We start from the raw sequence: 19295 nt of genomic DNA on the forward strand, positions 1-19295 counted from the left end.
CCCTACCAAACCGGGTCAACTGAAGTGGGGGCAGTCCCCTGCCAATCCCGTGGGCTGATGCCGTACGCCTGCCGAAACCGCCGCGTGAAGTGGCTGGCGTCGGTGAATCCGCACGCCCGAGCGGTGGCAGCGATCGACCGTCGCCTGCCGGTGGGGGAGACCAGCTGCGCGCGGGCCTGCTCCAACCGCAACCCGATCACCTCCTGCTCCAGGCTCAATCCCGCATCGCTGAACAGCCGGTACAGCTGCCGCAGCGACACGTTGTGCGCTGCGGCGATGGTCGCTGGCGTCAGCGCCGGATCCGTGAGTTGCTGGCCGACGTAGGTGCGCACCCGGGTCAGCAGCGTCTCCTCGCGCACCGCCCCGCGGTTCCGCTCCCCGCCGGCGGCCGACACGATCAGCGCCCGCACCAACTCCGCAGTCGCCGACCCGAGGGCCAGAGCGCCGGCGTCGGCCGCGAGTTCCTCGGCTCGGCCGCACACCTCCTCCAGGTGCGTGCGCACCAGGCCGTGCAGCGGGCTGGCGCGCAGCCGCGGGACGGCCCGGCGGATGACGTCCACCGGCAGCGCGAGCTGCTCGTGCGGCACCATCAGCGACCGCGAGCCACCGCCCACCGAGCAGCCGAACGCGTACGGCGCCGTCAGGTCGACGAGCATCAGGTCGCGCCCCTGCACGAGCTGCTCGTGGTTCAGCTGCGCGTACTCGCCGGACCCGCGCGCCTGGTAGGCGATGGCGATGACGGCCGGGCCGTCCTGCTGCACGTGCCGCGGCGTGCGCACCAGCCCGAACGGTGACGCGTCGGTGGTGAACACCGCGGTCCGGCCCAGCGGCACGAGGTGCATCCGGGCGCGCACGCGTTCGGTTGGCGTCCGGTGCTCCACGCGGCAGGGCAGGGAGGCCTCCGCCATCGCCGCACGGAAGGCCTCGGCCCGGTCGGCGCGGGGCACGGTGCGCGTGTCGAGCAGCAGCATCGGCGGACCCCCGGGGTGTCACCGCCGAGCGTGGCAGAACCGCACACCTCGGAGAAGCGGTTCCGGCACGCACAGACCACAGTCCTGCACGCACAGCCGATCCGCCGCCGGTGCGCGCTGCCATGGTCCCTCGTATCTGCCGTCCACGAGCGAGGAGACCGCCATGACCGCGTCGCCGTCCGCCCCCGACACCATCGTCCTCATCCACGGTTTCTGGGTGACCCCGCGCAGCTGGGAGCACTGGAAGAGCCACTACGAGGCCCGCGGCTTCCGTGTGCTCACCCCCGCCTACCCCGGCTTCGAGGCGGAGGTCGAGGCGCTCAACGCCGACCCGACGCCCATCGCCCAGGTGACCCTGCCGCAGATCGTCGACCACCTCGCCGGCGTGATCGGCGCCCTCGACCGCCCACCGGTCCTCATCGGGCACTCCGCCGGCGGCACCATCACCCAGCTGCTGCTCGACCGCGGCCTCGGCGCGGTCGGCGTCGTCCTCAACTCCGCGCCCACCGAGGGCGTGCGGGTGCTGCCGCTGTCGCAGCTGCGCTCGACCTGGACGGCCTTCAAGAACCCGGCCAACCGGCACCGCGCCGTCCCGCTCACCGAGGAGCAGTGGCACTACGCCTTCACCAACACCTTCGACCCCGACGAGTCGCGACGGCTCTACGAGCGGTACGCCATCCCGGCGTCGGGCTCGATATTGTGGAGCTCGGTGCTGGCCAACATCATGCCCGGACCGCAGGACGCCCACGTCGACTACCGCAACGACGCCCGCCCGCCGCTGCTGTTCGTCTCCGGCAGCGAGGACCACATCATGCCGCCGTCGGTGCAGCGCTCCAACGCTGCGCACTACAAGGGCGACACCATCACGGAGGTCCGGGAGGAGCCCGGCTACCCGCACCTGCTGCCGGCCGCGCCCGGCTGGGAGCGCATCGCCGACGAGGTCCTCGACTGGGCGCTGGCCCACGCCGCCGGGCCACAGCCGGTGATCGGCGCGCAGTGAGGCTCACCCACGTCGGTGGGCCCACCCTGCTGATCGAGGTCGCCGGCTGGCGGATCCTCACCGACCCGACCTTCGATCCACCGGGACGGCGCTACGACTTCGGCTGGGGCACCGGCTCGCGCAAGGTCGCCGGCCCCGCGCTGCAACCGGCCGAGTTGCTCCCGGTCGACGTCGTCCTGCTCACCCACGACCACCACGCCGACAACCTGGACGACGCCGGACGCGCGTTCCTGCCCTCGGTGCCGGTGGTCGTGACGACGGCGTCCGGCGGGCGGCGGCTGGGGGCCCGTGGCCTCGCGCCCTGGGAGACGACCGTGTTGTCGGCCCCCGGGCGCCCGGACGTCGAGGTGACCGCCACGCCCGCGCGGCACGGTCCGCCGCTGAGCCGCCCGGTCGCCGGGGACGTCGTCGGCTTCTCCCTGCGCTGGGAAGGCCAGGACGACGGCGTGCTGTGGATCTCCGGTGACACCGTGCCCTTCGCCGGACTGCGCGAGGTAGCCGAGCGGCTGCGGGTCGACGTCGCCGTCCTGCACCTGGGTGGCGTGCGCTTCCCGGTCACCGGGCCGCTGCGGTACTCGATGACCGGCCGACAGGCGGCCCGGCTGACCGCGCAGCTCGACGCGCGGGTCGTCGTCCCGGTGCACTACGAGGGCTGGAGCCACTTCGTGCAGGACCGACCGGCGGTCGAGCGGGAGTTGGCGCAGGCCCCGGACGACGTCTGGCGGCGGTTCCGCTGGCTGCCTATGGGGGAACCGGTCGAGGTGGGACACCAGGAGGTCCCACCGGCGCTCGGGACTGTCCTGTAGCCATGATCGGGTGAGAGCACGGCCTGCCGCGGACAGGCCACCCGCCCGGGGGAAGCGCGCGATGGCCGGCCGGCGGTCCACTGTCGGCATGGACGCAGAAGACGTCGATCGTGGGACGCCTGGCGGTTCGCTGCTCCGGGAGCACCAGCAGCGGCGAGCTAGACACGAGGAGCAGGTGCGCAGTCGCCACCCACGCCTCGCGGGTCTCCTGCTGGCCCTGCACAACGACCCGGCAACCACGGCCAACTTGCGGCGCGGTGCGATCGGCGAGGCCAAGGTCGCTGAGCGGCTGGTCCGACGTTGTGGCGACGAGGTCGAGTTCCTCTTCAACCGGCGCCTGAGCGCGCGGGGGCGGGACGGCGACATCGACGTCCTGGCCGTCGCCGCGACCGGCGTGCACCTCGTGGACGTCAAGCACTACCAGCGGGCTCCGGTCCGCGTCCGGCGCACCGGCGGGCTGCTCACCGCGTCTAAGGAGCAGCTGCTGATCCGGGGGCGCGACTACTCGCGCCTCCTCGACTCGGTCCAGCGGCAGCACGAGGCCGTCCGCCCCGTCCTCGACCGGTCGCCGCACGGGGCGTCGGTCCCGATCCACCTGGCATTGTGCTTCGTGGACGCCGACCTCCCCCTCATCGCCGACCGGATCGGTGGTGTCGCGGTCCTCGGACCCAGGGACGCCGCTCGGCGGCTGCGCACGCCCGGTCCCCTGGGCCCCGCCGCCCGCCGTGAGCTCGTGCGCCATCTGGCCCGGGAGTTGCCGTCGGCGTGACCGAGGGGGCGATGCCGCTGACGGTTCCGCGGAACCGTCCCTGTTGCGCACCGCTCTGCGTCAGGTCGTGATGGTTGCGCCGGCTGCCGCCTGGGGAGCCGGTCGAGGTGGGGCCGGAGACGGTGCACCGGACGGCTGGTGTGGCAGCCGTAGGTCAGTCGGATCGTTTGGCACCCTGGGTCGGCTCGCCGCGACCGGCGACGCCGGAGAAGGGATGCTCGCGTGGACGCTGCGCCACCGTCACTGTTCGACGACGAGGTCGAGGCGGCGCCGGACCACGTCCGGCGGATCGCCGACACCGAGCGCCCGCCGGTGCCGCCGCGGCTCGAGCGCTGGACCAGCCTCTCCGCCTGCGTGCTGGACGCCGTGTGGAGCGTGGGCGCGGACCACGACCGCATCGTCGTCCCGCTGGTGCGACGGGTCCTCGAGCCTGTGGCGACGGGTCCGCTGCTCGCGGACTCCCCGTCCAGCGCCGACAGTCACCCGCTTCCGCGGCTGCTCACCCGCTTCCCGGACGAGCAGGCGCTGGAGGCTGCCGCGCAGAATCGGCAGCGGACGTCGACGCGTGGCGGCGTGACCAAGGCGGACGCCGCGCTGCGCTACGCGCGCACCCTCGTCACGCACGGGGTCCTCGGCGTCGAGGACCTGCCGCGGCTGCTGGCGGAACCGGCGCTGTGGTCGCGCCTCGACCGCGCGCTGAGTCGGGTCCCAGGTGAGGGCCAGCACGGGACACGGCGTAGCCACTTCTGGGCGCTCTGCGGCGTCGACGACCGGACCACGACTGAGTCGCCTTGGCGCCCTCGCCCGAATTTCGAATCGCCGTCCTGAGGCATCTGCCCCCTGTGAGTTAGGGCCGGGCGACTGACGCCCTCAGTGACGGCGAGGCCGCTTAGCGTGACGATGCTGTCCAAGATCGGTCGTTCCGGGGGAACAATGAGCCTGTTCGCTGTTGTAGCCGCACACAAGGTCGCCGCAACCGTCGCCACTGCATCGATGTTGTTGGGCGCGGGCGTTGTCTATGACGGGCTCTACGGATCCGCCATGGCGACAGTCACTGGGGTGGTGGACGGCGACACGATCGACGTGCTCTACAAGGGTGAAGTGGATCGCGTGCGACTGCTCAACGTGAACACGCCAGAGACGGTCGATCCCGACAAGCCAGTGGAGTGCATGGGTCCCGAGGCATCGGACTACCTGAAGAGCCGTCTGCCCGCCGGCACCGAGGTGCGCCTCGAGCGCGACAAGGAGACCAAGGACGGTTATGGCCGCTATCTGGCCGCGGTCTTCCTCGGCGACGAGCTGGTGAACGCCGAGATCGCCCGGCAGGGGCTCGGTGTGGCGATGTCGGTCGCACCGAACACCAAGTACCTGGCGCCCGTGCAGCAAGCCCAGGTGGAGGCGCAGCAGGCCGGTCGCGGCCTCTACTCGTCGGACGTCGACTGCACCGTGCCGGCGAAGGTCGGCCAGCTGGAGGAGTCCGCGACTGAGGTGCTGGCCGAGCAGCCGACCGCCACCGCAACCCTGGCCTCGTTCGACTGGCACGCCGACGACCTCGGCGCGGTGCTGGCCACGGCAGTCACGCTCAGGCAGCTGCTGGACGGCGACACGACCGCGTTCCCGCTGCTCCCGCACGCCGGTGCCGACGTGATCAGCCTGCAGGCCCGGGTGCGCGACGCCAGTGCCGAACTGGACCAGGCGGTCGATACGAACACCTCCGCACGTGCTGCGCAGCAGAAGCGACTCGACGACGCCGCTGAGGAGGCGGCCCGCAAGGCAGCCGAGGAGGCCGCCCGTAAGGCAGCCGAGGAGGCGGCTCGTGAGGCAGCCGAGGAGGCGGCTCGTGAGGCAGCCCAGGAAGCCGCGACCCGGCGCGCGGCAGAGCAGTCTGCCGCGGCTGCTGCTGAGGCCACACGTCGGTCGGCTTCAGCCGGTTCGTCGACGCGCTCCTCGACCGCCACCAAGACGGCGGCACCGACTCAGTCGTCCGGTGGATCAAGCTCCGGCTCAAGCGGCTACACCGGCTGCCGCAGCTACGCACCCGGCGGCAAGTCCTGGACCCCGATTCCGTGCCCGAGCCGTTGAGCGCTGCCTCCCCGGACAGTGGTCGAAGGCATGCGACTGTCGACCGCCATCCGCGTGTCGATGAAGGAGCCCCAGTGTCCCAGCTGTCGCAGCCCGCGGCCCCCCGTCCCGTTCGCGCGGGGAGCGACCGGATTCCATCGAGTTGGCGCCAGGAAGGTGGTTGGTACTTCGCCGTCGCACTCTTGAGCTTCGGCTTCTTGGCCGCCGTGCCCTTCTGGCACGCATACAGCCAACTGCGACGGCCCGTGCTGCGGACGTACGCGCTCGCTTACACCGCAGTGGACGCCTTCCTCGTGCTGTTGCTCGCCATCACACCCGACGCGCAAGCGCCCGGTGCCCAGGACAGCAGTCTGAGTGCGGTCGGGGGATTCACTGCCGTGGCCATGATGGTGGTGAGTGGTCTCCACTTGCGCTCGGTTCGGCGGGAGGTGTTCGAGACGCCGCGAGCGGAGCCGGTGACCAGCGATCCCGCCGTCGCGCGTGCCCTGGCAGCCCGTCAGCGGCGGGTGGAGGCACGAAGGCTGTGGAACAGCGACCGCTCCCTGGCCCGAGAGCTGGGCATCGGCCGACCCGACCTGGAACGAGGCTTTGACGACGGCGGGCTCTTCGACCTGAACGGTGCGCCGGCTGTCGTGCTCGCGCGAGTGTGCGGCATGACGATGCAGCAGGCAGAGCGGGTGGTCGAGGCGCGCACCAGTCGCGGAGGCTCTTACTTCAACCTCGGCGAGCTGTTCATCGATGTGCCGTTGTCGACGCCTCTTCAAGAGGTCATGAGCGAGCGCGCGCTCGTCTGAGCCATCCTGCCGCGGAGAGGTACCGGTGATGGGCTGGCTCTCAACTTCACGGTTCTCGCATACGCCGCCCGCCGTTGGCCGTGGCGCGGGCAGGGGTCACGCGAGTGCAGAGCTTTCTGACCGCAGGCGGGTTGCGGGCGGAGCTGTAGCAGGACGAGCGCGGTCGCTGGTGCGGCTCGTGGGACGGGAGAGGCAGAAACGGTCACAGACGTCTCGAAAAGCGGAGTAGTGCGCTCGCCGGCATCTAACGTCCGAGCGCTGCCGGACGAGCCGGCGGTCTCGAACGGGGGATTCCACTCATGTCCGCACTGGAAGAGCCGTCGGCCAAGCCGACGTACGCGCCGGCTCCGCAGCCGCCCATGCACTACGCGCCCCAGCAGGCTGAGCCGGCCAGCTACGGAATGCAGGCGCCCGGCGCCATGCAGCTTCACCCGATGCACGCTGGCGTGGCGCCGTACGGCCGCCCGCTCGGCCCGGTCGGCAAGGTGCGCAGCACCTGGGCCGTGATCGGCCTGACCATCATCACGCTGGGCCTGTACTCGCTCTACTACCACTTCGCGACCCACGAGGAGATGAAGCAGCACTCCGGTGAGGGAGTCGGTGGCGCCGTCGGCCTCGTGCTCGCCATCTTCACGCTCGGCCTTGTCACGCCGTTCGTCCTCCCCAACGAGGTCGGCAACCTCTACGCCCGGCAGGGACGGCCCCGTCCGGTCAGCGCGACGACCGGACTGTGGGTCCTGCTCGGCTCGTTCATCCTGATCGGCCCGCTGGTCTGGCTGATCAAGAGCAACGGTGCGCTCAACGCCTACTGGCGGAGCATGGGCGCCGTCTGACCTGCGCCTGATCGTTCGACGCCCCGCCCTCGACCACGAAGGCGGGGCGTCGTCGCTTGCTCCGTAGGAGTTGGTCCGGCGACACGGAGACGTCCAGCGGCATCGCACAGCTGACACCCACCCGGCACGGCGCAGCCCTAGCGTCCGCGGTCTTGAGCCGTTGACCAGGGGGATCTTCATGACCAGTGCGAAGAACGGCGTCACCTATGCCGTCGCAGACGACGGCTACCCAGGGACGTCGCCCGGCGGCTGCGCAAGCAGGGTCCGCTGGGTCCTGCTGCCCGTCACGAGCTCGTGCGGCACCTCGCCTCGCAGTTGCCGGCGGCCTGACCGGATCGGTCAGCGAGCGCTGGCGGTGATGTGGACACACGCTCGGGCGGGCCACTCGTCGCCGGGCGCGGTGAGTGGGCTGGCAGCAATCGCCCCCTTCACGCTCGCGGCCCCTCGAGGCGACGGTCTCCTCGCTCGTGGCGGCAGTTCGCAGCCTCCGTGACGGCGGACGGGATGGCAGGGTGCCGCGCGTGGACATGAAGCTCGAGCTCGTGCCGATCCCCGTCGCCGATGTCGACCTCGCCAAGGCGTTCTACGCCGACCGGCTCGGCTTCACCGCCGACGTCGACGTCCGGCCGGCGGACGGCGTCCGGGTCGTGCAGCTGACCCCGCCCGGGTCGGCCTGCTCGATCGGCTTCGGCACCGGCCTGCCGGTGTACGAGGCGCCGTCCGGGTCGGTCCGCGGGCTGCACCTGGTCGTCGCCGACATCGACGCGGCCCGCGCCGAGCTGGTCGGTCGTGGCGTCGAGGTCGGTGAGGTCACGGACGTCGGTGGGGGAGTGCGCTACGCCGGGTTCGCCGACCCCGACGGCAACGGGTGGACGCTGCAGGAGATGCCCTGGCGCACCGGCGACGCGTTCTGATGCGCACGGTGACGCCATGAGCCTGCAGATGCGCGCGCTCGAGGTCGCGCTGCGGCTGGCCTTCAAGCCGCGGATGGCCACCGCCGAGCGGGCGCGGAAGCGGCTCGCCGCCCCGAAGGGCAGCACCGAGCCGCCGGCCCGGCTGATGGCACGGCACGACGTGCGTACTCGCGACGTCGACGGCTTCCCGGTGCACTCCGTCCTGCCGCGCGGCCGGACGCCGCAGCGCGCCGTCCTCTACGTGCACGGCGGCTCCTACGTCAGCGCCATCGCGCCGCAGCACTGGGCGCTGATCGGTGCGCTCGCCGACGCCGGCGTCCGGGTCGAGGTGCCGCACTACGGGCTCGCCCCGCAGCACACCCACCGGGACGCCTATCCGTTCGTCACCGAGGTTCACCGGCAGCTGCTGGACCACGCGGACGACGTGACGATCGCCGGTGACTCCGCCGGCGGTGGGCTCGCGCTCGGCTTGGCGCAGACGCTGTCCGACGCCGGCCTGCCGCAGCCCGAGCGCATCGTGCCGCTCTCCCCGTGGCTGGACCTCACGCTCAGTCACCCCGACCTCCCCGCCGTCGAGGTGCACGACCCGTGGCTGTCATGCGCCGGGCTGCACGTAGCGGCTGAAGCGTGGGCAGGCGGTGACGACCCGACGCAGCCGCGGCTCAGCCCGGGCAACGGGCAGCTCGCCGGGCTCGCGCCGATCGACGTCTACGTCGGAACCCACGAGATCTGTCTGCCCGACGCCCGAGTGCTCATCGAACGGGCCACGGCGGCCGGTGTCCTCGGGCACGCGGAGGTCTGCGCGGGCGCCGTCCACGTGTACCCGCTGACCCCGACGCCGGAAGGCCGGGCGGCGGCCCGGCAGATCGTGCGGCGCATCGCCGGCTGAGCCGCGACCTCGCCGACTGGCCCGCACGCTGCCTGGAACTGTCGGACGCCCTTGGCATGGTGCGTCTCGGGTGATCCCAGAGCGGTGTCAGCGGGGGTGTGGGTTGGACGAACACGGAGTGGTCCGCGGGCAGGTGTGTCCGGCGTGCGGCCGGGAGGACGCCATCCGCGTCGTCCACGGCCTGCCGGACCCCGAGTTGGCCCGGGCCGCCGAGCGCGGACTGGTCGTGCTCGGCGGTTGCATGGTGATCGAGGACCAGGCGGCTCTCGTCTGTCGGACCTGCCGGCACGAGTGGGGGTCCTCCGACGACCCGACCACCGACGAGCAGGAGCTCGCCGCCCTCGTCGGTGTCCGCTACGAGGACGTGGTCCGGGCGGTCGGCACCGGCTGGCGGAGGGTGGACGTGGCGGACGGCGGGGTGACCTGGTTCGTCAGCGGACGGCCCGCCCAGGTCGCGCTCGGGGTCGGGGCGGGGATGGTCACCCTCGGCGCGGTCACCGCGGGTGGGTTGGGTGATGCGCGGGACAGTGGCCGCTCGTTCAGCCGAGACGACCTGCTGTGCTCCCCGGAGTGGCTGGCGCAGGTAGCGGAGGAGTTCGCACGTGCGCGCCGGCGCACCTTCCGCTGGTGCCCCACCTGCCGGGAGCCGCATCCTCCGGAGGAGTTCGCCGGGTACCGCGGGGTGTGCACGGGCTGCGCGGAGCGGCACCACGGACTCGGCGGATGAGCGAAGAACGGCGGCGCTGGGTGCCCGGCCTGCCGGCGCGTGCCGAGCGGGAGAGCGAGGGCCACCACCCGGCCGAGGAGTCCCCGCAGGGCCCGATCCCGACCGCGCCCGAGTTCCGGGCCATGCGCCCGATCCTGGGTCCGCCCTCGGGTGAACTGGCCCGCCGGGAGCTCAGGAGGTGAGCAGGTCCAGCGCCGCCTGGCCGTTGCGGCGCGCGTCGTCCGGGAGCAGCAGCCACGCCGCAGCCGTCGGGTCGGCCAGGTGCTCGCGCAGGTGCAGCAACCGGGAGCGGTCGCTGCCCGAGGGCGTGCGTTCCTCGAACGGGTCGACGCAGGCCAGCAGGACGGCGGCGTCCGTCAGGTGCCGGTCGCCGTCCCGGTTGTCCGCCTTGTGCGCTGCCGCCTTCAGGACCAGCGCGCCGAAGGCATCGGGCACGCTGAGCGTCGTCGGCGACCCGCTGATCTCCAGCTCGGCGGTCACCGTGCGCCGCAGCGCCTGGGTGCCGCCGGCCACCTGGACCAGGTCGTACCCGCGGAACCTCTCCAGTGCCCGCGGCGGCGCGTGGTCGGCCGCGACGATGTCGACGACGGAGCCGCTGCCCTCCGACGTCACCAGGTCGACGACGGCACCGGCGCGCACGAACCGGTGCGCCGTCCCCGTCCGGGCGTCGATGCTGGGCCGCAGCTCGTAGCCCAGGGCCTCCAGTGCCCTCGCCAGCTGGGTCGCCCGTCCACGCCCGGTCTCCACGTGCAGCAGGACGTCGACGTCGTCGGTGGGGCGCACCACCGGCAGGCCGGCGAGGACGCCGTGCAACTGGACCATCAGCCCACCGATCAGCGTCCACGCCTCCGCCGGGACTGCGGCGGCGAGCTCGGCCACGTCGGGCCACGGGCGACCCCAGCCACCGGCCGGGGTCGGCGGGCGAAGCGGCTCAGCCACGCAGCTGCGCCAGGGCACGGTCCAGCAGGCGAACGCCGGTCGAGCGCTCGCGGGCACCGGTCGAACCGGCGAGGTCGAGCCCAGCCAGCACCTGGCGCGGCCCGTGTGCGAGCGAGGTGACCTCGTCCATCGGGAGGTCGGTCGCGCGCAGGACGACGCTGCCGGTCGGGTCCGGATCCAGCCGGTAGCGCTGCACCAGCCGCGGCAGGGAGGCGCGGTCGAGGTAGCCGTCGAGCCGGTCGGCTGCGGCGCTGAGGCCGGCCAGGCCGTCGGTGGCGCCGGAGGGGACGAGCTCGGTGGCCAGTCGGCCGAGCGCCCGCGGGTGCGCGTGGAAGCGGTGCACCTCTGCCCGGTTGCGGGCGCGGACGGCCAGCTCGGCCCCGGTGCTCCCGACGAGGGCCGAGCGGAGCCGGGACCGCTGCGCCTGGCCCAGCCAGGGTGCCGACCGCCCCTCCAGCAGCGCGACCGCCGCCCAGGCGGTCGGCTCCTCCCACCCGCGCGTCCGGCCGTCCCCGCGCAGCGCCTGCCACTGGACCACCGAGCCGGCGTCGATGCGGTCGGGGCCCACCGCGACCAGGTCACCGCCGGCCACCAGGCGTTGCACGTGCCGCGCCGAGACGCCGATGCGGTCGGCGGCCTGCTGCGTCGTCATCAGCGGCATACGGACAATGTCGCTCCAACGACACTGTCTGTCAAGCACCTGAGGGCGGGACCCGTGGCCGACCCCGGCGAGCCAGGAGCAGACTCGCTGGTCCCGTGGACCCGGACACGAGGACGTTCCACCGGCGTTCCACAGCCGACACCTGAACGGGACGGCGCAGCCCTAGCGTCCGCGGCCACGAGCCGTTGACCAGGGAGATCTCCATGACGAGTGGCAAGAGCGGCGTCAGCTACGCCGCCGCAGACGACGGCTACTTCGAGAAGCGGGGCCTCAGCCGCACCGCCGGGTTCTGGGGACTGTGGGGGATGGGCGTCGCCGCCGTCATCTCCGGTGACTTCTCCGGCTGGAACTACGGCATCGCCGGCGCCGGCTGGGGCGGGTTCGCGATCGCCTGCGTCATCGTCACCGCGATGTACCTGGCGATGATCGCCAGCATCAGCGAGATGTCGGCTGCGATGCCGCACACCGGCGGCGCCTACTCCTTCGCCCGCGCCGCGATGGGGCCGTGGGGCGGGTTCATCACCGGCCTGGCCGAGACCATCGAGTACGTCGCCACCACCGGCGTCGTCGTCTACTTCTCCGCCACCTACGCCGACGCCATCACCGACGAGCTCTTCGGGCTGTCGATGCCCGCCTGGATCTGGTGGGTGATCCTCTACGCCGTCTTCCTCGCGGTGAACGTCTCCGGCGCCGAGCTGTCGTTCAAGGTCGCCACCGTCGTCGCCGTCCTGTCCCTCGGCGTCATCGCCGTCTTCGGGGTCATGGCGCTGCTCTCCGGGGCGCTGGACTTCGGCAGCCTCTTCGACATCGAGCCCGAGCCGGGCAACTCGACGTTCCTGCCCTACGGCTGGTGGCAGGTCGTCCTCGCGCTGCCGTTCGCGATGTGGCTGTTCCTGGGCATCGAGGAGCTGCCGCTCACCGCCGAGGAGGCGCACACCCCGGCCCGCGACATCCCCAAGGCCGGCATGCGCGGGATGTTCACGCTCATCGCGTCCGGCGCGGTCGTCGTCGTCCTCAACCCCGCCGTCACCGGGTCGGCCGCGATCGGGGAGTCCGGTGAGCCGCTGCTCGACGGGTTCCGCGCGATCCTGCCCAACAGCGACGTCGCCGCTGTCCTGTCTGCCTTCGCGCTGATCGGGCTGCTGGCCTCGCTGCAGGGGATCATGTACGCCTACGGCCGCAACATCTACTCGCTCTCCCGGGCCGGCTACTACCCGAAGGCGCTGTCGGTCACCGGCGCCCGCAAGACCCCGTGGGCGGCCCTGCTCGTCGGCGCCGTCATCGGCTTCATCGCGCTGCTCGCCGTCCAGTTCGGCGGGGACGGGGCGGGGAGCATCGTGCTCAACATCGCCGTCTGGGGCGCGGTCATCGCCTACGTGCTGCAGATGGTCAGCTACGTGCTCCTGCGCCGGAAGTTCCCCTCCGCCGACCGGCCCTACAAGAGCCCGGTCGGCGTCCCGGGTGCGGTGTTCGCCGGGGTCATCGCCACGCTGATCTTCATCGGGGTCATGACCAACGAGGACTACCGCCCGGCGATCGTCGCCATCCTCGTCGTCTTCGTGCTCGGGCTGATCGGCTTCGCGCTCTTCGGCCGGCACCGGCTCGTGCTCAGCCCCGAGGAGGAGTACGCGATGACCGGCGGCCTGCACAGCACGACGGACGACGAGGCCGCCGAGCCGGCGCGGACGCCGACGGCCTGACCCTCCCGCCACCGGGCGAGGACCACTCGGTCGTCGCCCGGTGGTGCCGCGGGGACGCGTGGGGCGGGGTGACGGGACAGCGCGGCCCGTTCCGCATGTCCTCGCAGGTCGACGCCGTGGACCGACACACGATGTGCCGGTTCGCAGCTCGACCAACGGGGGTCCGGTATGTCGTCACCACGTCCATCAGCTGTCGAGGAGCGCCTGGCGCTCTGGGCGCAGAAGAACCCGGCCAGCCCGGTCCGGGCAGTGGTCGACCACGCCAGGACCCTCGGCTACGCGGTCATCGCGCCGGACGGGGACGCGAAGTACCTGCGGCTGGTGCTGAACGGCTCGACCGGTCGGGGGACCACCCTCTACGTCGACAACTCCGGACTCACCGCCGCCGGTGCGTCGACGAAGGAGCGGGCGGCCACGATGCCGGGCGCCGTCGTGCGGACCAGGGACGTCCGGCTGCCGTTCGACGCCGCCGACCCGATGGCCGTGCTCGACTCCTTCCGCCGTGAGGCGACCGGCGTCCCGGTCGAGCCGGTGCAGCGGACGACGGTGCAGCAGGCAACGGTGCAGTACTCGCTGCCGCCGGTCAGGGCCGGTGCGCATGCCGCGCCCGCCACTCGGCGCCCGCCGGCGCTCCTGGTCGTCGCCGCCGTCGTCCTGCTCGTCGTCGTGATCGGCGCCGTCACCAGTGGGCTCTCCGGGGCGATGTCCGTGCTGGGCCTCGCCGCCCTCGTCGTCGGGGTCATCGCAGGTGTGCGCGGTGGTGCCCGCTGGGCACACATCGCCTCCCGCCGGGTCGGTGGGGTCGTGGCAGCCGTGGGCGCCGTCGCGCTGATGGCCGGGACGGCGACGGCCCCGCAACCCTCGACCGCGGTGGCCACCCCGACGCCCAGCCCGGCGGTCGCCTCACCCGGCCTCGACACCGAGGCCGCCACCATGGCTGCCGAGGCGCAGCTGCTCCTCGCCGAGACCGAGGAGTCGGCTCCCACCGCCTCGACCGGCGTCGCGACCGGGCTGCTCAGCGACAGCGCGGTCCAGTCCGCCGTCGAGGGTGCCCGGCCGACGACGGCGCTGGCCGCGCTGGCCGCCGTCCCGGTCAAGGGACGGGCGCCCAAGACCGGCTACGACCGCGACCAGTTCGGCGCCGCGTGGGCCGACGTCGACCGCAACGGCTGCGACACCCGCAACGACGTCCTCGCCCGCGACCTGACCGCGGAGACGTTCAAGCCGGGCACCCGCGACTGCGTCGTGCTCACCGGTCAGCTCGCCGACCCGTACTCCGGGACGGGCATCGGCTTCGTCCGCGGCCAGGACACCAGCGCCGCCGTGCAGATCGACCACGTCGTCGCGCTGTCCAACGCGTGGCAGACCGGCGCGCAGGGCCTCGACATCGCCCGGCGCACCGCCTTCGCCAACGACCCGCTCAACCTGCTCGCCGTCGACGGGCCGCTAAACATGCAGAAGGGCGACGGCGACGCCGCCACCTGGCTGCCGCCGGCCAAGGGCTACCGCTGCGCCTACGTCGCCCGCCAGGTCGCGGTCAAGGTGAGCTACGGGCTCTGGACCACGCAGGCCGAGCACAACGCCATCGCCACGGTGCTCGCCTCCTGCCCGGACGAGCCGCTGCCCGGCGGCGTCGTCGCAAACGTGCCCGCCCGGACGACGTCTGCGCCCGCCACCACCACTGCACCGGAGCCCGCTCCGGTCGCACCGAAGTCGAGCTCCCAGCCGGCTCCCGCTCCCAAGCCCGTCCCCGTGCCCGTCCCTGCGCCCGCGCCTGCTCCCGCTCCCGCGCCGGCCCCTGCGCCCGAGCCCGCGCCGGCCGACGTCCAGTACGCGAACTGCGACGCCGTCCGGGCAGCCGGCGCGGCGCCCATCCGTGCGGGGGACCCAGGCTGGCGGGAGAAGTTCGACGGAGACGGTGACGGGGTCGGTTGCGAGCCCAGGCGCTGACGGCCGAGCGTCCCGGGCCCGACCGCCCGGGACGCGGGACTCAGGGGTGCTGTGCGCCACACCCGGGACGGCATCGTCCAGCGAGATCAGCGGTCGACGCCACCCACGGTCGGTGACCGGTCCCTCCGAAGAGTGGCGCAGGCGTGACTGTCGGGTCTCGGATCTGTGGCAACCAGGCCCGCGGGTCGATGATCGTCCCGTGGACAAGTCAGTGGCGCCTGCGGTCGCGACCCCGCGCGTCATGGCGAGCGTCCTCAGCGTCTTCTACCTGGCCGGCGGGGTCGCCGGTCTGCTCGGCGCCTCGGGCGCGGTGGACGGCGCCGGGCGCACCGTGCTCTTCGCGCTGGCGATCACCGCCCTCCTCGCCGCTGCCGTCGTCGGCTGGTTCGGACCGTGCTGGCCGCGCGACCTCTTCCACCTGCCCGTCGTCCTGGCGGCTGGGCTCATCAGCATCGCCGTGCTCGCGGCACCGGACAGCCCCACCGCCGTCCTCGCCGCCGCGCTGATCACCCTCGTCGCCGTCGACGCCTGCTACTTCTTCCAGCTCCCGCTGGCCGTCACGCACCTGGCCGTGGCCCTGACCCTCGTGACCGCGGCGCTGTTCTCCCGCGACGACGTCGACCCGCGCACCGCTCTGGGCGTGGACGTCATCGTCTTCGCCCTGGCCTACGTCGCCCGCGCCCTGGTGCTCCGCGCCTCCGGTGCCAGCCGTGACCCGCTGACCGGGCTGCACAACCGGCTCGGCTTCGACGAGGCGCTCGACGAGCTGATGACCGGCGTCGCCCGCAACGGCGACCAGCTGTCCGCCGCGCTGCTGGACCTCGACCACTTCAAGCAGATCAACGACACCGCCGGGCACCAGGCCGGGGACCGCATGCTCTGCACGGTCGCCGACGTCTGGCGCGCCGAGCTGCCGGACGACGCCGTCCTCGCCCGGCACGGCGGTGACGAGTTCTCCCTGCTGCTGCCCGGGATGGGCGGCGACGACGCGCTGACCCTGGTGCGCCGGGTCAGCCTGCTGCACCCCGGTGTCGGGCTGTCCTGCGGCGTGGCCGAGCACCGGGCGGGGGAGACCGGCTCGCAGCTGATGCGCCGGGCCGACCGCGCGCTCTACGCCGCCAAGGCCGACGGCCGCGGCCGCGCCGCCCTCGACGGCGCGCACGCCGCCTCCTGACTCACCCGGTCGGGGCAGCACGAGCCTCCACGGGGGTCCGCACGGTCAAGCGGGACGGCGTCGGTGTCGACCACGGACAGGTGAACCTGCTGCGTGCACCCGAGGTCGCCACGCCCCGCGCGATGGCGGCCATGGTCGCCGTCTTCTACCTGGTCGGCGGTGTCGCCGGACTGCTCCTCACCTGGGGCGGGCACATGCAGGGGACGGCGCGGGCGGTCATGGTGAGCATGTCGCTCAGCGCGCTGCTGTCCGCGCTCGTCGTCGCCCGCTGGGGCAGCCGCTGGAGCCGCAACGTCTTCCACCTGCCGATCGGCTCGGCTGCGCTGCTCGTCGACACCGCCGTCCTGGTGGCCCCGGACGCCGGGACCGCGGTCGCCTCCGCCGCGCTCATCGCCTTCACCGTCATGGACGCCGTCCTGCTGTTCAAGTTCCACGTCGCTGCCGCGCACGTGCTGTTCGGGCTGACCGGCGTCACCGTCGCGCTGACCGTGCAGGGAGACGTCAGCCTGCCCACCGCACTCGCCCTGGACGCGGTGATCGTCGCGCTCGCCGTCGCCACCCGGGTGCTCGTGCTGCGCGCCGCCGACGCCGACCGCGACCCCCTCACCGGGCTGGCCAACCGGCGCGGGTTCGACGAGTCCTTGCAGCACCTGCTGGCCGACCTCTCGCGCAGCAGGGAGCCGCTGTCCGCGGCGCTGCTGGACATCGACCACTTCAAGGCCATCAACGACACCCGCGGCCACGAGGCAGGTGACGAGGTGCTGCGCCGGGTCGCCGACGAGTGGACCCGCGCGCTGCCGCCCCGCGCGGTGCTGGCCCGGCACGGCGGCGACGAGTTCGCCCTGCTGCTGCCCGGCTCCACCGGTCCGGCCGCTCTGGAGCTGGTGCGCCGGCTGTGCGCCGAGCACCCCGCCGTCCGGCTGTCGGTCGGCGTCGCCGAGCGCCGGGTCGGGGACAGCGCCGCACAGCTGATGCGCCGCGCCGACCAGGCGCTCTACGCCGCCAAGGCCGCCGGCCGCGGCCGGTGCGAGCTCGACTGCGCAGGCGCCGAGGACCCCGACCAGGAGCTGGCCCGTGATCTGGCGTCGGCGTTGGCCTTCGGCGAGGTCGTGGTGCACCTGCAGCCGATCGTCGAGCTGTGCTCCGGCACGGTGGTCGGCGTCGAGGCCCTGGCCCGCTGGACCCACTCCCGGCGCGGACCCGTCCCGCCCGACGTGTTCATCGGCGTCGCCGAGCGGCACGGGTTGATCGGCGCGCTCGGTGAACAGGTGCTCCTCGCGGCCTGCACCCAGCTGGCCGCGTTGCACCGCGACACCGGACGCCGGTTGCGCCTGGGCGTCAACGTCTCCGGCCTCGAGCTGTCCGACCCCGGCTACCCCGCGCGGATGGCCGCCGTCCTGGAGGAGACCGGCTGGCCGGCCGGAGAGGTCATCGTCGAGGTGACCGAGAGCCTGCTGGAGGCCGACTCCGCGGTCGCCGTCGCTGCGCTGCACACGCTGCGCGCCCAGGGCATCCGGGTCGCCCTCGACGACTTCGGCACCGGCTACTCCTCGTTCAGCCGGCTCGACACGCTGCCGGTCGACGTCCTGAAGGTCGACTCCTCCTTCATCGCCACGACCACCAGCTCGGTGCGCCGGGCCCAGATGCTGCGCAGCATCGTCGGCCTCGCCCAGGCGCTGGGGATGGACGTGGTCGCCGAGGGCGTCGAGACCGCCGAGCACGACGAACTGCTGCGCGGCATGGGCTGCACCTTCGGGCAGGGCTGGCTGTACGGCCGTCCGATGCCGCTGGCCCAGCTGGCCGCGACGCTCGCCACCCGCCCGCTCGTCAAGGCCGGCTGATCCGTCCGGCCGTCGGGACGACGTCAGCGATCCCTTCTGCGGCGGTCGTCCGATCGGGGCGACCGGCGTGCTGGTCCCCGGGCCGGGCAGCTCAGAGGTAGCCGCCGATGTCCGGGAGCCGGTCGGTCAGGTCTACGCGCTCCTCGCGCAGCGCGTACAGCTCCGCCAGCGTCGAGGCGCCGGTCGGGGCGGTCGCGGCAGCACCCAGCCACGCCTGCGCCTCCGGGTGGGTCAGCCGGGCGAACTCCACCCTGCTCAGGCAGCGGCCCGGGCGGGTGATCGCCGGGTGCAGGCTGCCGACGTCCTCGTTGGTGGTCAGCAGCACGACCACCCGCAGGCCGTGGCCGAGGATGCCGTCGCACAGGTTGAGCAGCCGGCCCAGCGACGCACCGGCGCGCAGCTTCGCGTCGGTGCGCAGGTACTCGTCGCAGTCCTCGGCCACCACCAGCCGCCACTGCTCGTCGTCGTCCTCACCGCGGTCGCCGTCGACGCCGGCGACCTCCAGCAGGTAGCCCGGGTCCTCGAACAACCGCTCCGGGTCTGTCACGTAGTGCGTCTGGCACCACGCCGACCACTCCCGGCTCAGTGCCCGCGCCGCCGTCGTCTTCCCCGTCCCGGGCTCGCCGTGCCAGAGCACCAGCCGGCCCGCCCGGCCCTCGACGTCCGGCATCCCCATCAGCGCACCCAGCGACGTCGCGGTGCGGGCGGCGTAGTTGCCGGCCACCTCCGACCAGCCGGGTGCGGTCACCTCGCGGGAGGACATCGAGCCGTCGCCGTCCTTCGACGCCGACCAGAACCGCATCCGCACCGTGCCCTCCGGCACCGCCACGGCAGCCCGCGTCGCCGCGACCACCTGGGCGACGACGGCCTCGACCGCGGCGGCCGTCGCGCCCGCCGCCCGCACCCGGGTCACGGCCCGCCGGCGCTCCAGCTCCAGGAGCACGCCGGGCAGCTCCACGCACAGCGTCGAGTGGTGGTCGAACCGCTGGTCGACCCGCAGCACCGCACCCTCCGGCACCAGCGCGGCCAGGTCCTCCACCCCGCCGGGCACCGACTCGGAGCGGTAGTACGGCAGCGCCCCGGTCCACTGCGCCTGCAGCATCAGCGCGGTGCCGACGTCCTCCACGTACTCCAGGGACAGCCGGGGCGCGACGGCGCTCGGCGGCGGACCCACGACGGGCAGCGTCACGGGTGGTCTCCCCTCGGGTCGGTGGGCACGGCCGGTGGACCGTACGTCCGGCCACC

At 73.2% G+C, this 19295-nt stretch carries 19 protein-coding genes; 15 read left to right on the forward strand and 4 right to left on the reverse strand.

The genetic code is table 11. The annotated features are described in order from the left end of the window. Positions 1 to 2: 2 nt before the first annotated feature. Positions 3 to 971 (reverse strand): helix-turn-helix domain-containing protein, encoded by a 969-nt coding sequence (locus tag GCU67_RS00810; RefSeq protein WP_163609093.1) that lies wholly within the window; start codon positions 969 to 971, stop codon positions 3 to 5. Positions 972 to 1134: 163 nt separating this feature from the next. Here GCU67_RS00810 and GCU67_RS00815 point away from each other — a divergent pair, with 163 nt between their 5' ends. From GCU67_RS00815 to GCU67_RS00865, 11 genes are all read left to right on the forward strand, one after another. Beyond that, complete coding sequence (locus tag GCU67_RS00815) at positions 1135 to 1971, forward strand: alpha/beta hydrolase (RefSeq protein WP_163609094.1); 837 nt, start codon at positions 1135 to 1137, stop codon at positions 1969 to 1971. After that, a complete protein-coding gene (locus tag GCU67_RS00820; protein ID WP_163609096.1) occupies positions 1968 to 2777 on the forward strand; it encodes an MBL fold metallo-hydrolase in 810 nt (269 codons plus the stop codon). Before GCU67_RS00815 ends, GCU67_RS00820 begins: the two co-directional genes overlap by 4 nt. A gap of 88 nt (positions 2778 to 2865) precedes the next feature. Next, entirely contained in the window at positions 2866 to 3546 is a 681-nt protein-coding gene (locus GCU67_RS00825) for a nuclease-related domain-containing protein (protein WP_163609098.1), read from the forward strand. Positions 3547 to 3768: 222 nt separating this feature from the next. Further along, positions 3769 to 4374, forward strand: coding sequence for a hypothetical protein (locus GCU67_RS00830; protein ID WP_163609100.1), 606 nt, complete (start codon positions 3769 to 3771; stop codon positions 4372 to 4374). 72 nt (positions 4375 to 4446) lie between these two features. After that, positions 4447 to 5628 (forward strand): thermonuclease family protein, encoded by a 1182-nt coding sequence (locus GCU67_RS00835; RefSeq protein WP_163609102.1) that lies wholly within the window; start codon positions 4447 to 4449, stop codon positions 5626 to 5628. A gap of 74 nt (positions 5629 to 5702) precedes the next feature. Continuing rightward, positions 5703 to 6422, forward strand: a complete 720-nt coding sequence (locus GCU67_RS00840) for a helix-hairpin-helix domain-containing protein (protein WP_163609104.1) — start codon at positions 5703 to 5705, stop codon at positions 6420 to 6422. A 299-nt stretch (positions 6423 to 6721) separates the two neighbouring features. After that, positions 6722 to 7255, forward strand: a complete 534-nt coding sequence (locus GCU67_RS00845) for a DUF4234 domain-containing protein (RefSeq protein WP_246214387.1) — start codon at positions 6722 to 6724, stop codon at positions 7253 to 7255. Between the two features lie 527 nt (positions 7256 to 7782). Beyond that, entirely contained in the window at positions 7783 to 8169 is a 387-nt protein-coding gene (locus GCU67_RS00850) for a VOC family protein (protein ID WP_211660550.1), read from the forward strand. 16 nt (positions 8170 to 8185) lie between these two features. Then, complete coding sequence (locus GCU67_RS00855) at positions 8186 to 9058, forward strand: alpha/beta hydrolase fold domain-containing protein (RefSeq protein ID WP_211660543.1); 873 nt, start codon at positions 8186 to 8188, stop codon at positions 9056 to 9058. 103 nt (positions 9059 to 9161) lie between these two features. Further along, positions 9162 to 9785: a hypothetical protein gene (locus GCU67_RS00860; protein WP_211660544.1), complete on the forward strand. Its 624-nt coding sequence runs from the start codon at positions 9162 to 9164 to the stop codon at positions 9783 to 9785. After that, a complete protein-coding gene (locus GCU67_RS00865) occupies positions 9782 to 9967 on the forward strand; it encodes a hypothetical protein (RefSeq protein WP_163609107.1) in 186 nt (61 codons plus the stop codon). Before GCU67_RS00860 ends, GCU67_RS00865 begins: the two co-directional genes overlap by 4 nt. Here the strand turns inward: GCU67_RS00865 and GCU67_RS00870 are convergent. Both GCU67_RS00870 and GCU67_RS00875 read right to left on the reverse strand, forming a co-directional pair. Further along, entirely contained in the window at positions 9957 to 10724 is a 768-nt protein-coding gene (locus tag GCU67_RS00870) for a hypothetical protein (protein ID WP_163609108.1), read from the reverse strand. The genes GCU67_RS00865 and GCU67_RS00870 overlap by 11 nt on opposite strands. After that, complete coding sequence (locus GCU67_RS00875) at positions 10717 to 11376, reverse strand: hypothetical protein (protein ID WP_163609109.1); 660 nt, start codon at positions 11374 to 11376, stop codon at positions 10717 to 10719. The genes GCU67_RS00870 and GCU67_RS00875 overlap by 8 nt, the downstream gene beginning before the upstream one ends. A 212-nt stretch (positions 11377 to 11588) precedes the next feature. Here GCU67_RS00875 and GCU67_RS00880 point away from each other — a divergent pair, with 212 nt between their 5' ends. The 4 genes from GCU67_RS00880 to GCU67_RS00895 all read left to right on the forward strand — a co-directional run bounded on the left by GCU67_RS00880 (position 11589) and on the right by GCU67_RS00895 (position 18050). Further along, complete coding sequence (locus GCU67_RS00880) at positions 11589 to 13085, forward strand: amino acid permease (protein ID WP_163609110.1); 1497 nt, start codon at positions 11589 to 11591, stop codon at positions 13083 to 13085. 168 nt (positions 13086 to 13253) lie between these two features. Further along, positions 13254 to 15035 carry a GmrSD restriction endonuclease domain-containing protein gene (locus GCU67_RS21540; protein ID WP_246214389.1) on the forward strand — a complete coding sequence of 594 codons (1782 nt, stop codon included), beginning with the start codon at positions 13254 to 13256 and terminating at the stop codon, positions 15033 to 15035. A 199-nt stretch (positions 15036 to 15234) separates the two neighbouring features. Beyond that, the gene (locus tag GCU67_RS00890) at positions 15235 to 16209 is read left to right on the forward strand and encodes a diguanylate cyclase domain-containing protein (RefSeq protein WP_163609112.1); all 975 of its coding nucleotides are present in this window, start codon (positions 15235 to 15237) and stop codon (positions 16207 to 16209) included. Positions 16210 to 16289: 80 nt separating this feature from the next. After that, positions 16290 to 18050: an EAL domain-containing protein gene (locus tag GCU67_RS00895; RefSeq protein ID WP_163609113.1), complete on the forward strand. Its 1761-nt coding sequence runs from the start codon at positions 16290 to 16292 to the stop codon at positions 18048 to 18050. Between the two features lie 91 nt (positions 18051 to 18141). On the opposite strand, the gene GCU67_RS00900 is transcribed toward GCU67_RS00895, so the two are convergent. Further along, positions 18142 to 19239 (reverse strand): DUF5925 domain-containing protein, encoded by a 1098-nt coding sequence (locus GCU67_RS00900; protein ID WP_338104690.1) that lies wholly within the window; start codon positions 19237 to 19239, stop codon positions 18142 to 18144. Positions 19240 to 19295: the final 56 nt, after the last annotated feature.

The organism is Modestobacter muralis, assembly GCF_010682105.1.
Lineage (GTDB): Bacteria > Actinomycetota > Actinomycetes > Mycobacteriales > Geodermatophilaceae > Modestobacter > Modestobacter muralis.

Coding starts and splice junctions, on each gene's coding strand:
- GCU67_RS00835 (WP_163609102.1), top strand. CDS start 4,447: ATGCTGTCCAAGATCGGTCGTTCCGGGGGAACAATGAGCCTGTTCGCT.
- GCU67_RS00850 (WP_211660550.1), top strand. CDS start 7,783: ATGAAGCTCGAGCTCGTGCCGATCCCCGTCGCCGATGTCGACCTCGCC.
- GCU67_RS00865 (WP_163609107.1), top strand. CDS start 9,782: ATGAGCGAAGAACGGCGGCGCTGGGTGCCCGGCCTGCCGGCGCGTGCC.
- GCU67_RS00825 (WP_163609098.1), top strand. CDS start 2,866: ATGGACGCAGAAGACGTCGATCGTGGGACGCCTGGCGGTTCGCTGCTC.
- GCU67_RS00845 (WP_246214387.1), top strand. CDS start 6,722: ATGTCCGCACTGGAAGAGCCGTCGGCCAAGCCGACGTACGCGCCGGCT.
- GCU67_RS00875 (WP_163609109.1), bottom strand. CDS start 11,376: ATGACGACGCAGCAGGCCGCCGACCGCATCGGCGTCTCGGCGCGGCAC.
- GCU67_RS21540 (WP_246214389.1), top strand. CDS start 13,254: ATGTCGTCACCACGTCCATCAGCTGTCGAGGAGCGCCTGGCGCTCTGG.
- GCU67_RS00880 (WP_163609110.1), top strand. CDS start 11,589: ATGACGAGTGGCAAGAGCGGCGTCAGCTACGCCGCCGCAGACGACGGC.
- GCU67_RS00815 (WP_163609094.1), top strand. CDS start 1,135: ATGACCGCGTCGCCGTCCGCCCCCGACACCATCGTCCTCATCCACGGT.
- GCU67_RS00810 (WP_163609093.1), bottom strand. CDS start 971: ATGCTGCTGCTCGACACGCGCACCGTGCCCCGCGCCGACCGGGCCGAG.
- GCU67_RS00855 (WP_211660543.1), top strand. CDS start 8,186: ATGAGCCTGCAGATGCGCGCGCTCGAGGTCGCGCTGCGGCTGGCCTTC.